Source organism: Corynebacterium cystitidis (assembly GCF_900187295.1).
In the GTDB taxonomy this organism is placed as follows: Bacteria; Actinomycetota; Actinomycetes; order Mycobacteriales; family Mycobacteriaceae; genus Corynebacterium; species Corynebacterium cystitidis.
Genome location: NZ_LT906473.1, coordinates 935,828 through 949,243, shown reverse-complemented (window position 1 = coordinate 949,243; position 13,416 = coordinate 935,828). Strand labels below are relative to the sequence as shown.

General features: G+C 55.5%; 9 protein-coding genes. 6 read left to right on the top strand and 3 right to left on the bottom strand.

Annotated elements, in window-relative coordinates; all coding sequences use genetic code 11:
- Window positions 1-169 precede the first annotated feature (169 nt).
- A complete protein-coding gene (hrpA, locus tag CKV99_RS04470) occupies window positions 170-4,081 on the top strand; it encodes an ATP-dependent RNA helicase HrpA (protein ID WP_092254986.1) in 3,912 nt (1,303 codons plus the stop codon).
- 9 nt (window positions 4,082-4,090) lie between these two features.
- Here the strand turns inward: hrpA and nrdR are convergent, their stop codons facing one another.
- Entirely contained in the window at window positions 4,091-4,546 is a 456-nt protein-coding gene (nrdR, locus tag CKV99_RS04465) for a transcriptional regulator NrdR (RefSeq protein ID WP_092254983.1), read from the bottom strand.
- A 741-nt stretch (window positions 4,547-5,287) separates the two neighbouring features.
- Here nrdR and lexA point away from each other — a divergent pair.
- The 5 genes from lexA (at window position 5,288) to CKV99_RS04440 (ending at window position 10,485) form a co-directional block, all read left to right on the top strand.
- A complete protein-coding gene (gene lexA / locus CKV99_RS04460) occupies window positions 5,288-5,980 on the top strand; it encodes a transcriptional repressor LexA (RefSeq protein WP_092254980.1) in 693 nt (230 codons plus the stop codon).
- 172 nt (window positions 5,981-6,152) lie between these two features.
- Complete coding sequence (locus CKV99_RS04455; RefSeq protein WP_092254977.1) at window positions 6,153-6,932, top strand: DeoR/GlpR family DNA-binding transcription regulator; 780 nt, start codon at window positions 6,153-6,155, stop codon at window positions 6,930-6,932.
- Window positions 6,933-7,104: 172 nt separating this feature from the next.
- A complete protein-coding gene (locus CKV99_RS04450; protein ID WP_092254974.1) occupies window positions 7,105-8,079 on the top strand; it encodes a 1-phosphofructokinase family hexose kinase in 975 nt (324 codons plus the stop codon).
- A gap of 11 nt (window positions 8,080-8,090) precedes the next feature.
- On the top strand, window positions 8,091-10,175 hold the full coding sequence (locus CKV99_RS04445; RefSeq protein ID WP_092254971.1) for a PTS fructose transporter subunit IIABC: 2,085 nt from the start codon (window positions 8,091-8,093) through the stop codon (window positions 10,173-10,175).
- 46 nt (window positions 10,176-10,221) lie between these two features.
- A complete protein-coding gene (locus CKV99_RS04440; protein ID WP_092254968.1) occupies window positions 10,222-10,485 on the top strand; it encodes an HPr family phosphocarrier protein in 264 nt (87 codons plus the stop codon).
- 99 nt (window positions 10,486-10,584) lie between these two features.
- Here CKV99_RS04440 and CKV99_RS04435 read toward each other — a convergent pair whose 3' ends face one another.
- Window positions 10,585-11,883 (bottom strand): uracil-xanthine permease family protein, encoded by a 1,299-nt coding sequence (locus CKV99_RS04435; protein WP_092254965.1) that lies wholly within the window; start codon window positions 11,881-11,883, stop codon window positions 10,585-10,587.
- Entirely contained in the window at window positions 11,880-13,412 is a 1,533-nt protein-coding gene (hflX, locus tag CKV99_RS04430) for a GTPase HflX (RefSeq protein WP_092254962.1), read from the bottom strand. Before hflX ends, CKV99_RS04435 begins: the two co-directional genes overlap by 4 nt.
- Between the last annotated feature and the right edge of the window lie 4 nt (window positions 13,413-13,416).

Below are 13,416 nucleotides of genomic sequence, written 5' to 3'. Positions count from 1 at the left end.
TCCTTACTTAACTTGTTGTGGTTCTGCGACCATATTACTGGTTTCGGAAGGAACGTAGGTTTTCCCCACCGATACCCGCGCTGAGGTCATGCTGTCGCGCGAGTGATTCAAGGCCACAGTTACCTGTGATAGTCATCTTTGCAGCACCGACTACACTGCATATTCAGCTATGACTATTAACCCAGACTCTGCTTCGCGTGACGCCTTATACGCGCGACTTGATGAACTGACTATTTCGGATGCGCGCCGCTTTTCGCGTCGTCTTCGCAAGGCTCGTGCGCCTCAAGCGCTGCAGGCAATCGCGAAGGATTTAGACGACGCTGCGCTCAAGGTATCGCTTGTCGACGAGGCCATCCCCGAAATCTCGTATCCCGAGCAGTTGCCGGTTTCTGAGCGTCGTGACGACATCATGGAGCTGATCAACAATAACCAAGTTGTCATCATCGCTGGTGAGACTGGCTCGGGTAAAACCACACAAATCCCGAAAATGCTGTTGGATTTGGGGCGAGGCCGCCGCGGGTTGATTGGTCATACTCAGCCACGGCGTCTTGCGGCGCGAACAGTGGCAGAGCGCATTGCCGACGAGTTGGGCCAGGAAATCGGTGAATCCGTCGGTTACGCAATTCGCTTCGACGACCGTGTTTCAAAGACTACTGCGGTCAAACTCATGACCGACGGTATTTTGCTTGCCGAGATGCAGCGGGACCGTTACTTGAATGCCTATGACACCATCATTATCGATGAGGCCCACGAGCGGTCCCTCAATATCGACTTCCTGCTTGGCTACCTGAAGCGCTTGTTGCCTCACCGCCCAGATTTGAAGGTGATCATCACCTCGGCCACTATCGACCCAGAACGATTCGCCCAGCATTTCGCCGCTGCCGATGGGACTCCCGCTCCGATCATCGAGGTGTCCGGCCGCACCTATCCGGTTGAAATCCGGTATCGGCCGCTTGAGCAGCAGGTGGGCGACAAAGTAGTTGACATCGATCTGCTCGACGGCCTCGTCGCGGCTATCGAAGAACTGATGGCCGAAGGCCCCGGCGACATCCTGTGTTTCTTCCCTGGCGAGCGCGATATCCGCGACGCCATCGAAGTTATCGAGGCTAAGAAGTGGCGCGGGGTGGAAGTTACTCCCCTGTTTGGGCGCCTGTCCAACCAAGAGCAGCACCGCGTGTTCTCCCCGCACTCAGGCCGGCGCATCGTGCTGGCCACAAATATCGCCGAAACTTCGCTCACCGTTCCGGGCATCCACTATGTCGTTGACACCGGCACTGCACGTATTTCGCGGTACTCCACGCGTACAAAGGTCCAACGCCTCCCAATCGAGGAGATTTCGCAGGCCAGCGCAAACCAGCGCTCGGGCCGCTGTGGCCGCGTTGCAGATGGCATCGCAATCCGCTTGTACTCCGAAGATAATTTCAACTCTCGGCCTGAATTCACCGACCCTGAGATCCTGCGCACCAACTTAGCCAGCGTCATCCTGCAAATGATCTCCCTGCGACTTGGAGATATCACCGCGTTTCCATTCATCCAGCCCCCGGAGCACAAGGCAGTCCGCGACGGCCTGGTACTGCTTGATGAGTTAGGTGCGCTGGAGCAATCGTCGACACGCGAAAAGGAGCCGCGCTTAACGACGATCGGCCGCGACCTTGCCCGCATCCCCGTCGACCCGCGTATGGCCCGCATGCTTGTCGAGGCCAACACGCTAGGTGTGCTTGACGACGTCACCGTCATAGTTTCGTCGATGACCATCCAGGACGTGCGGGAACGCCCACTCGAATTCCAGGCGCAGGCCGATCAGGCACACGCACGTTTCAAGGACAAGGAGTCAGATTTCCTATCCAGTTTGAAACTGTGGGATTACATCACCGAGTCCCGCGATGAAATGTCGGGCAATGCATTCCGCAAACGCATGAAAAAAGAATACTTGCACTACATGCGAATCCGCGAGTGGTATGACCTGGTGCGCCAACTCCGTGATGTGGCGAAGCAATTGGGTTGGTCCCAGGCTCAGGATGTCGTCGGCAAGCGTGACCATGATGCGATCCACCAGTCGCTACTTTCCGGGTTGCTATCCAATATCGGTGCGCGCGACGGAAATAGAAAAGAATACCAAGGTGCACGCGGAACCCGCTTCATGATCTTTCCCGGTTCTGCACTAGCGAAAAAGCCACCAGAAATGGTCATGGCCGGTGAACTCGTGGAGACCTCGCGCCTGTGGGCACGGGACGTAGCGAAAATCCAGGCTTCCTGGGTGGAGAAACTCGCCGCAGATTTGCTGAAACATTCCTATTCTGAGCCGGTTTGGTCGACAAAGCGTGCTGCTGCGATGGTGCACCAAAAATCCATGCTATACGGCGTAACTATTGTTGCTGACAAGTTGATCCCCTACCACCGAGTAGATAAAGAGGCTGCGCGCGATTTATTCATTCGTCACGGTCTGATAGCTGGTCAGTGGAACACCCACCACAGATTCCTCGAACACAATCAGCAGATGCTAGACGAAGCGAGTGCCGTTGAGGATAAGTTGCGCCGCCGCGGTCTTGTAGTAGATGAAGATACATTATTCGAGTTTTATAACGCACGTCTTCCCGACAACGCGGTGACAGGGCGCCACTTTGACTCGTGGTGGAAGAAAAAGCGCCAGACCCAACCAGATTTTCTCGACTTCGACCCGGACGCGCTACTTGATCAGGAACACTCCGTTAACGCTGATACCCAGTTTCCTGACCACTGGCGTCAAGGGTCGGTGTCCTACGAACTGCAGTACAAGTTTGAGCCTGGCGACCCATACGATGGTGTGACAGCTCTAGTCCCGGTTCCGCTCTTGGCCAACGTGGACGATGAAGACTTTGATTGGTTAGTTCCCGGGCTTCGCACTGAGTTGGTGACAGAGTTAATCCGTTCACTGCCCAAGGCGCTGCGCAAGACAGTTGTTCCAGCTCCAGAGTTTGCTAAGCGCGCCACGCCGAAGTTGATTCCGTTTGAGGGCCGACTCACCGACCAATTGGCGGAAGTGCTTCGAGCGCTCGGAGGTTCCGGAATCAACGGCAGTGACTTCCGTCCCAAATCTCTTCCTCCTCACTTACGGATGACGTTTGCCGCAGTGGATCGACACGGAAAAATAATAGACCACGACAAAGATCTTGCTGCTTTGCAGAGCCGCCGGTCAGCACAGATTAAATCGTCAATGTCGAAGGCTGGGCGCAAAGCTGAAACCAAGTCTGCCGCACAGTGGACGGAAGACACACTCGGAAGTATCCCAGAGTCTGTCAGTACCACCGTCGATGGCAACACGGTCGAAGCATATCCCGCATTGGAGGCCACTGCCAATGGAGTGAAAGTGACGGTCCACCCCACCAAAGCTGCGGCTGATCAATCTATGGTGACCGCTACTTTGACTTTATTGCTCCGCCACATTTCGGTGTCCCCGTCACAGATGACGAAGGGGCTACCACTGCGCCAGCGTGTTGCTGTCGATCACTATCCTCATGGTGGCTCCGAGGGCTTAGTAGAAGATGCACGCGTTGCCGCGATTCGTGACCTGATGTTTGACTATGGGGGGCCAGTTCGGACACCGAAGGAATTTGACGCCCTGCTTCAAAAAGTTAAGCCCGACGTTGCTGGCAAAGTCCGTCGCACTGTTGTTGCAGTGGCTCCGGGATTGGTGGAGTACGCAAACGTCGTTAGCGAGTTAGACAATTGGCATGGGCCCGCAATTGACGATATGAAGGCTCAACTTGCTTTCCTACTACCAAAACATGCGATAACAGTGCATGGTAGTCAGAATTTGCAGCACCTGCCCCGATACATGGAGGCGATACGAATCCGATTAGAGGATATGTCGCTCGACCCTGATAGGGATGCAGAACGCCAAGATGTTATTGAGTCCGCTCAACGCTATCTAGACGCGAAGCTGCAGCATCTGCCGGCTTCTGCACAGAAGTCTCGCGCAGTCAAGGATATTCTATGGCGGATTGAAGAGCTGCGAGTCAGCCTTTTTGCGCAACGCTTGGGTACTCCGAAACCTGTATCGGAACGACGAATTCAGAAAATGGTGGACAAACTCAGCGTATAGGCCACTGCTCTAATAGTCGCGGTCACGGCGCCGCATGAGACGTATTTCCGATTCAAAATCGTCAGCGCTTTCAAAAGACTTATACACGGACGCAAATCGAAGGTACGCAACTTCGTCTAAAGCACGGAGTGGTTCTAGGATGGCAAGCCCGATGTCGTTCGCATGGACCTGGGAACTGCCTTGGCTGCGGATGCTTTCTTCCACTTCTTGGGCCAAAAGTTTCAACGCGTCGTCGGAGACGTCTCGACCTTGGCAGGCGCGCCGTACCCCTGTGATTACTTTGTCTCGATTGAATGGTTCAGAAAGCCCATTTCGCTTAATCACTGTCAAGATCGCTTTCTCTACTGTGGTAAACCGACCTGTACAAGAAGTACACTCACGTCGGCGCCGGATGGATGCACCGGAGTCGATGATTCGCGAGTCAATCACTCGCGAGGAGTCGTTATGACAAAAAGGGCAATGCACTGGCAGCTGGCCAATCTACAATCGAGGAGCAAGGATTATTGTGGGTCAACCCACACCCCAAATCTTACAGCCCGGCGCTTTCTGGCTAGTCTTTAGCTCCTTGCCTCCTCGCCGGGGTTCAGTGACGGTCGACACTCTGGATCTCGGCAGTATAATCCACTGGCCCTTGACTGTGGGAAGGCGAATCAGCAAAAACCCCACCAACTGCTGCCCCTACGATCATGCTAAATCCCATGAAAACCCCTAAAACGAGAGACCGAACTAATCCGCGGCGATTTTCGAGTGGTACTTCCGCAAAATATTCCTGCGTCGACCGCTCTGGAATTGAACGACTACGCGTTCGATAATTTCCACGCAAAGTTCGAACATGTTCGGCCTGAAGCATACTTTGAACACGCGTGTTAAGGTCCCAAACCGCCGCCGGAGGGACAACCGGAGAGGAGGTATGTTGACCGAGTTGGACGTGATGAATGTTCATTTCCTTGAGTGTCATAATGTGTGCCCTTTCTTTGCTTCGCTATCATACAAAGCGCATTCGACAGATTCGAACACTGCTATCGCTAACTTGTTCGAATTAGCTCTTATGTTCGATTTATAGCACGCGAGAAAAACTTTGTCCATAGTTGGCTTGCTGTCTCGAACAAACTTGCAGTTTCGTGGTACACATGTAGTAGCGAAATTTCCCGGAACGCCTTCCCGGGACCACTGAGGTGAAATCTCTCAAAACAATCAGGAGCAACTATGGCCCACAAAAAGTCAGATTCGAAACAGCCAGATCCCGCAACATTGTCCGCACGTCAAAAGCGCATCCTCGATGTAATACAAGATGCCGTTGTCCTGCGTGGCTATCCACCAAGCATCCGAGAGATTGGCGATGCAGCCGGCCTACAGTCGACTTCATCCGTCGCCTACCAGCTCAAGGAACTTGAAAAGAAGGGCTTCTTGCGGCGCGATCCGAATAAGCCACGCGCCGTAGACTTGCGTCACCTGCCTAATGCGCCGCTATCCAAGAAGAAAGACAAGCCACAAGAACCCAAGCCAGTCCCTGAAAACTCGGTGCAGACCAGCTATGTCCCAGTTGTTGGTCAAATCGCTGCGGGTAACCCAATCCTCGCCGAGCAACACATCGACGAGTACTATCCGATGCCAGCCGATATCGTTGGAGACGGAGAACTCTATATGCTTCAGGTGGTTGGCGAGTCGATGCGCGATGCTGGAATCCTGGATGGCGACTGGGTTATCGTGAAAGCACAACCTGTTGCTGAGGAAGGCGACTTCGTTGCAGCACTGCTTGACGACGAAGCCACCGTGAAGGAGTTCCACCGCGATTCAACGGGTGTCTGGCTGCTGCCACATAATGATGCATTCGCCCCTATCAGGGGTGATGAGGCACAAATCATGGGTCGAGTGGTATCGGTAATGCGCACTCTCTAAGCCCAACCCCGAATGCGCCCCGATCAAATCTGAGTGCGGGGCGCTCTCTTTTTGTTTCTACACCCTGACGGGGGCGACCAGACATCAACTCACACACTCGGACACCTGTATTTTGGAATACTGGATAAAGACCCTTTTTCTTTATTTAGTCCGTTGTGCACTCGGAGGTCCCATGTACGCAGAGGAACGTCGTCGACAGATTGCTTCACTCACTGCAGTTGAAGGCCGCGTGAACGTCACAGAGCTGGCACAGAAGTTTGAGGTCACTGCGGAAACAATCCGTCGAGACTTGGCAGTGCTCGATCGCGATGGTTTTGTTCACCGTGTCCACGGTGGCGCAGTAGCCAGCCAATCCTTTCTCACTACTGAATTTCCTTTGGATACACGATTCCGGTCCTCACCTACTGCCAAATCCGCAATCGCACGCGAAGCAATGAAATATCTCCCCACTAACGGCGGCGGAATTTTTCTTGACGCAGGTACCACAATTAATGGGTTGGCCGATCTCATTACGGAACATCCGGGGGCAAAGACCTGGTCGATCGTGACTAATTCGCTCCCCATTGCGCTAGAGCTTTCCGGGGCAGGACTCGACAATGTCCAATTACTTGGCGGGAGCGTGCGTGCAATCACGCAAGCAGTAGTCGGCGACACTGCACTGCGCACGCTAGCTCTCATGCGCGCGGAAGTTGCGTTTATTGGCACCAATGCACTGACCATCGACCATGGACTTTCCACTGCTGATGCCCAGGAAGCTGCTGTGAAGTCATCCATGGTGACAAATGCTCGACAAGTGGTGGTGCTGTGTGATTCCACCAAGCTGGGCAATGACTATCTTGTCAGCTTCGCTTCGCTGGACCAGGTGGATGTGATTGTGACGGACGCTGATGCGCCAGAGTCGTTTATCAGCGAGCTTCGTGAACGTGGTGTGGAAGTCATCTTAGCGGACTAAAAACTGCGTTAAATCGGACACATTTCAAGGCTTTTCCCAACTCCACCTTGCCCGACCGGAAACAGTCGGGCATAATTGTGTTTAATAACTCTTGTGCTTCACATCACTTACTACCATTTTCGCCGAATTAGCCACACGGAGAGCATCGTTTTACGATGGAGGGAGTCTGATCATGATCGTGACTTTTACCGCCAATCCAAGCGTCGACGCGACACTCAGCCTGGAAAGTCCTTTAAAACGGGGAGAGGTCCAGCGGCCCATTTGCGCGCACCGGAGCGCCGGAGGAAAGGGAGTCAATGTCGCCAACGCACTACATCGTGGCGGTGTGTCTACGATTGCACTATTCCCCGCGGCAGCTCATGACCCCTTTATCGCGCTCACTCAAGCAGCGGGCATACCGTTTAGAAATATCAGTGTTGAAAGCGCAGTTCGAACCAATACAGCTGTCACTGAACCCGACGGCACAACGACTAAGCTCAACGAGCCTGGGGCAACGTTGAACAACGTTAACCTGAAGCAACTAGAAGAACTCCTCGTCAGTTTCGCCCCGCAGGCCACTGCCATAGTACTGTCAGGGTCTCTTCCACCTGGTGCTCCGATAGATTGGTACGCCACTCTTGTCGGAAAGTGCATTGAAGCAAACCCGAAGGCTTTCACGGCAGTGGATACTTCCGATGAGCCTTTGAAGGCGGTCGCAGAGCAGTTGCATAAGTGCGCGCCGACGCTGCTCAAACCGAATGGTATCGAGTTGGGTCAGCTCACCGGATTCGATGGTGAAACTATCGAGCACGAAGCAGCTCATGGGAACTGGAGACCGGCAATCAAGGCTGCTCGCCCCCTCATAGATGCGGGAGTACAGGAAATTCTTCTCACCCTCGGCAGCGCAGGTGCGGTGCTTATTACCGCAGATAAAGCGTGGCAGGCTACTCCGCCACCTACCCAAGTCGTCTCCACAGTTGGCGCCGGTGACTGTTCGCTCGCCGGCTATCTGCGTGCGCGTACCTCTGGCGAGGACCAGGCGACCGCGTTGCGCTGGGCTGTCGCATACGGCTCCGCCGCAGCAGGCCTTCCCGGTACGGAAATACCAGGGCCCGAACTTGCCAATTTTTCTGAAACAACCGTCCACACCATGTCAACCCTTACTTAAGGATGTCATCGATGAATAACCCACTGATCACTCAAGAACTTGTCAGTCTCGATGTGGACTTCGGTTCCTCCACGAACGACGTCATTAAGCGCCTAGCAAAATCGATCGCGGACTGCGGTCGAGCCACCGACGCGCACGCGCTCGCGCACGACGCCATCGCACGCGAGACCAAAGCAGGAACCGGAGTCAACGGACAAGTTGCTATTCCGCACTGTCGTTCTGCTGCCGTCATTGAACCAACGCTTGCCTTTGCTAGGCTGACCCGCCCCGTCGATTTCGGCGGACCTGACGGCGATGCGGATCTCGTTTTCCTCATTGCCGCCCCTGACGGCGGAGGCAAGGAGCACCTGAAGATCCTGTCGAAGTTGGCCCGGGCCCTTGTCCGCGGCGAGTTTATTAATCAACTTCGTGGCGCCCGCACAGACGATGAGATTGTTCAGGCGGTTCTCTCGGTGACCAACGCAAAAAAGTCGTCTGCTAAGAAGGCACCGTCGACAAGCACGAGCAATGTGCAGCCCGCTGTCCGCACGATCATTGCTGTAACTGCGTGCCCCACCGGTATTGCCCATACCTACATGGCGGCAGACTCCCTGCAGCAAGCCGCTGACAAGCGTGATGATGTGACTCTGTTTGTTGAAACGCAGGGTTCCTCCGGAGGAGAACAGCTCGATCCCGCAGTGATCGACAGCGCCGATGCGGTTATTTTCGCAGTGGACGTGGCTGTGCGCGACAAGGAGCGCTTCGCCGGAAAGCCTCTCATTCAGTCTCCTGTTAAACGCGGTATCAATGAGCCTGACGCCCTGTTAGACGAAGCAATAACCGCATCTTCTGACCCGAACGCACAACGTGTGCCCGGCGATTCGGCCACCACAGGTGACACGGAAGGAAGCTCGTCGAGCGGTGGGGAAAGTTGGCCGAAGCGCATTCAACAGGCTGTGATGACTGGAGTGTCGTACATGGTTCCGTTTGTTGCGGCTGGCGGTTTGCTTCTAGCCCTCGGCTTCCTCATCGGCGGTTACGATGTGGCTAACGGGTGGCAAGCAATTTCTACCGGTTACTCGCTGACAAATCTTCCCGGCCACGAAGTGCTTGTCGATGGCGAAGCGGTGAGCTTCGACCGCTCTGGGTTCGCACTGTACTGTGGTGCCGTCATGTTTGCGATCGGCCAAGCCGCTATGGGGTTTGTCGTTGCCGCATTATCTGGCTACACCGCGTTCTCCTTAGCTGGCCGCCCCGGGATCGCTCCGGGTTTCGTTGGGGGCGCAATTTCCGTCATGCTAGGTGCGGGATTCATCGGCGGATTGATCACCGGTATCTTGGCTGGCCTGGTCGCCTATTGGATTGGTAATTGGCAGGTTCCGGCTTGGCTTCGCTCCCTTATGCCGGTGGTGATCATCCCGCTACTGGCCTCGCTCATCGTCGGCCTGACTATGTTCTTGCTGCTTGGCCGTCCCCTAGAGGCGATCATGACAGGATTGACGGATTGGTTAAGCTCTATGTCTGGCTCATCAGCCATCCTGCTTGGCCTGATTATCGGTTTGATGATGTGCTTCGATCTCGGTGGGCCCGTAAATAAGGCTGCTTATCTCTTCGGTACTGCAGGCTTGTCTGCAGGGACAGAGGCGAGCTTCCAGATTATGGCGGCAGTCATGCTCTCTGGCATGGTCCCGCCGATCGCGATGTCAATCGCTACTTTCATCCGCAAGCAGCTGTTCACACCTGCGGAGCAGGAAAATGGCAAGTCTGCTTGGTTGTTAGGCTTGTCATTTGTCTCGGAGGGTGCAATCCCGTTCGCTGCGGCGGATCCATTGAGAGTAATCCCGTCCATGATGGCCGGTGGCGCAGTCACCGGTGCGGTCTCGATGGCGTTCGGCGTGGGCTCGCGTGCTCCTCACGGCGGCATTTTCGTCCTGTTTGCGATTAATCCGTGGTGGGGTGCTCTCATCGCGTTGATCGCAGGCATTGCTACGTCCACCATCGTGGTGGTGGCGCTGAAGCAGTTTTGGCCGAACCGCGCTGTGGAACAGGCAGCGCATGAGAACGAGGCCAAGAACGCGGCGAAAAACTCAACGGAATCGACCGCTGTCACCGCATAATCTTCTACACTTGATCCAGACGTTCTGACGAAAGGAAATTATTCTCATGGCATCAAAAACCGTCAAGGTAGGTTCCTCTGTAGGCCTGCACGCGCGCCCCGCCACCGTAATCGCTGAGGCAGCTGCGGAGTACGATGATGAAATCTTGCTTGTCTTAGCTTCCGACGAAGACGAAGAGGCCGACGCTGCCTCGTCTCTGATGATCATGGCTCTTGGCGCTGAGCAAGGCGATGAGGTCATTGTTTCCTCCGATAACGAGGAAGCCGTCGAAAAGATCGCGGCATTGATCGAGTCTGACCTAGACGCTTAAGTATTTCCGTAACACCGCGCTTAACGACGACCACGTGGCTCATCAGGTGGTCGTTGTTTATTTTGCAGCTGCAGAATTCTGCACCAACTCGACCTGTTTTTAGAACCTGGCGTGCTGTTGTCCCTCACCGACGGTGGTATAAGCCCACTTCATGATTGGGTACAGCACGATGATGCCGACCGAGCCCAGCGCGATTCCCTCGAGTGGAACGCCACTAACAGTAAGCGATAGATTGCCGATGCCCACCACCATGGCCACTGCCGCTGCAGTGAGGTTGACTGGGTTATTGAAGTTGACGTTATTATCCTGCCAGATGCGCACGCCCAACATGCCGATCAATCCGTAGAGCACGAGACAGGCTCCTCCAAGGACACCGGTGGGGATGGTGAAGATCAACGCGCCGAATTTCGGGATGAACGCCAGGGCGATAGCGAAGACGGCTGCCACCCAGTATGCTGCTGTGGAGTACACGCGGGTCGCGGCCATCACGCCAATATTTTCTGCGTAGGTGGTGGTACCTGAGCCGCCGAAAGCACCAGCCAAGCTTGTTGCAATTCCATCGCCGATTAAAGCGTCGCCGGCGAGGTCATCAAGGTCGGTCCTTGTCATTTCAGACACAGCCTTGACGTGGCCCACGTTCTCCGCGATTAAAACGACAAGCACAGGGAGGGTGACAAGGATTGCTGGAATTGCCACCGCAGGATCGAAATTGGGGAAGTGAAAGGTGGGCAGCCCTATCCACGGCGCGTTCGCGATAGTCTCCCCCGCCCCCTCGGCTAGGTTCCCGGTGGCAGCTGCGAAAACCCAGCCGACAACCACGCCAATCAGAATTGCGAGGCGCGTCGCCATCCCCCGCATGGCCACGGTGAAAATAATGATCGTGGCCAAGGTAACGCCTGCTACTAGTGGCTGGGTCTCCACATTGGCCACCGCCGTAGGTGCCAAGTTGAATCCGATCAGCGCGACAATTGCGCCAGTAACAGCAGGCGGCATCACCGCATCTATGACGCGTTTTCCTGCAGCTTTCACTATGAAACCCACAATGATCAGTGCGACGCCTGTGCACAGCACGCCGGTGATCTGTGCCTCAATTCCGTACTGGGCCGAGGCACTCAGCGGGGCGATGAACGCGAATGAGGAGCCCAAGTATGACGGTAGTCGGTTACGCGTGATCAGCAGGAAGATGATCGTGCCTAACCCGGAGAATAGCAAAGTGGTGTTTACTGGGAAGCCAGTCAGCGTTGGCACCAGCAGTGTTGCACCGAACATCGCAACCACGTGTTGCATGCCGATACCGATTGTTCGCGGCCAATCAAGCCGCTCGTTGGGGGAAACAACCGCCCCGGGAAGAATCTTTTTGCCGTCACCGTGGAGGTTCCAGCCCAGTTGGTTAGTCACGAATCTTGATTATCATCTAGATCCTCGTCCGCAACAAATTCGGCGTATTGGTCCGCCAGGACTTGCGGCAGGCGAACGTCGATACGCGTGCCTTCGGCTGTGTGTTCCTCGGAGCGCACGGTTCCTTCGTTGTGCACGCGCGAGACGATATCTCCGCGGGTGTATGGCACCAGAAGCTCAACGTGGCGGTCGAGAGTGTTGAGGAATTGTTCAATGCGTGCCTCGAGCTCGTCGAGCCCCTCGCGCGTGGCGGCGGAGACAAAAACTACATTGTGAGTGTCGGCCAGCGCGTGCCGCACCTCCGCCAAGGTCAAGGGATCAGCCTTGTCAATTTTGTTGACCACAATGATCTCAGGTGGTGCTTCCTCCCCTGTTTCGCGCACGATCTCGGAGATGACTGTGTTGACAGCATCAATCTGCTTCAGCGGGAACGGATCAGATCCGTCGACTACGTGCAGCATCAGATCTGCACCCAGGACTTCTTCGAGGGTGGACTTGAAAGCCTCAACCAGCTGCGTCGGCAAGTGCCGCACGAAACCAACGGTATCGGTAATCACGATGGATCGGCCGTCGGCTAACTGCGCCTTGCGCGTGGCTGGATCCAGGGTTGCAAAGAGGGCATCTTCAACCAGCACTCCGGCGTCCGTCATCGCGTTAATCAGCGAGGACTTGCCCGCGTTGGTGTAGCCCGCAATCGCAATCTTGGGCAAGGTGGACGCTTGCCGACGCGAGCGCTTAATCTCACGCGCCGTTTTCATCGCCGTTAGCTCTTTGCGGATCTTGGCCATGTCCGTGCGCAGCCTGCGACGGTCCGCCTCAATCCGGGTTTCACCAGGTCCACGTAGGCCCACACCACCATTGGATCCGGCACGTCCGCCGGCCTGGCGCGACAGGTTACCGCCCCAACCACGGGTACGGGTGTAGAGGTACTGCATCTGTGCCAGCGAGACCTGGGCTTTGCCCTCCTTAGACTGGGCGTGCTGAGCGAAGATATCCAAAATCAACATGGTGCGGTCGATCACCTTGGTTTTCAACGCTTCCTCAAGCGCGACCAGCTGGCCTGGTGAAAGCTCGCCGTCGAACACGACTGTGTCAGCACCTGTTGCCTCCACGATCTGGCGCAAATCTTTCACCTTGCCCGAGCCGATAAACGTGCCTGGATCAGGCCGATCTCGTTTCTGATACAGCATGTCGATCACTTCAGCACCGGCTGTTTCCGCCAACGCTGCCAGCTCGGCCATATTCGCTTCTACTTCTGCGGTGGTGCCTTCAGTCCACACCCCCACCAGGATGACCTGCTCCAGACGTAGTTTGCGGTATTCCACCTCGTAGATGTCTTCCGCATCGCGCGAGCGCACCGAGTCAGAGCGCTCAACCCTTCTGAACGCGTTGCGTACTTCAAGATCAAGCTCGCCTACGGTGGGGCTGTCATCGCGTGTCGACGATGGCTGGGGCGCGTTGTCACGAAACGCCTGCTCTAACAGTTCCTCGTGGGATTGCGTCTGGTTATTGTTCGGCACTTGGTTCATTCAA

Coding starts and splice junctions, on each gene's coding strand:
- CKV99_RS04440 (WP_092254968.1), top strand. CDS start 10,222: ATGGCATCAAAAACCGTCAAGGTAGGTTCCTCTGTAGGCCTGCACGCG.
- CKV99_RS04445 (WP_092254971.1), top strand. CDS start 8,091: ATGAATAACCCACTGATCACTCAAGAACTTGTCAGTCTCGATGTGGAC.
- lexA (WP_092254980.1), top strand. CDS start 5,288: ATGGCCCACAAAAAGTCAGATTCGAAACAGCCAGATCCCGCAACATTG.
- CKV99_RS04450 (WP_092254974.1), top strand. CDS start 7,105: ATGATCGTGACTTTTACCGCCAATCCAAGCGTCGACGCGACACTCAGC.
- hrpA (WP_092254986.1), top strand. CDS start 170: ATGACTATTAACCCAGACTCTGCTTCGCGTGACGCCTTATACGCGCGA.
- CKV99_RS04455 (WP_092254977.1), top strand. CDS start 6,153: ATGTACGCAGAGGAACGTCGTCGACAGATTGCTTCACTCACTGCAGTT.
- hflX (WP_092254962.1), bottom strand. CDS start 13,412: ATGAACCAAGTGCCGAACAATAACCAGACGCAATCCCACGAGGAACTG.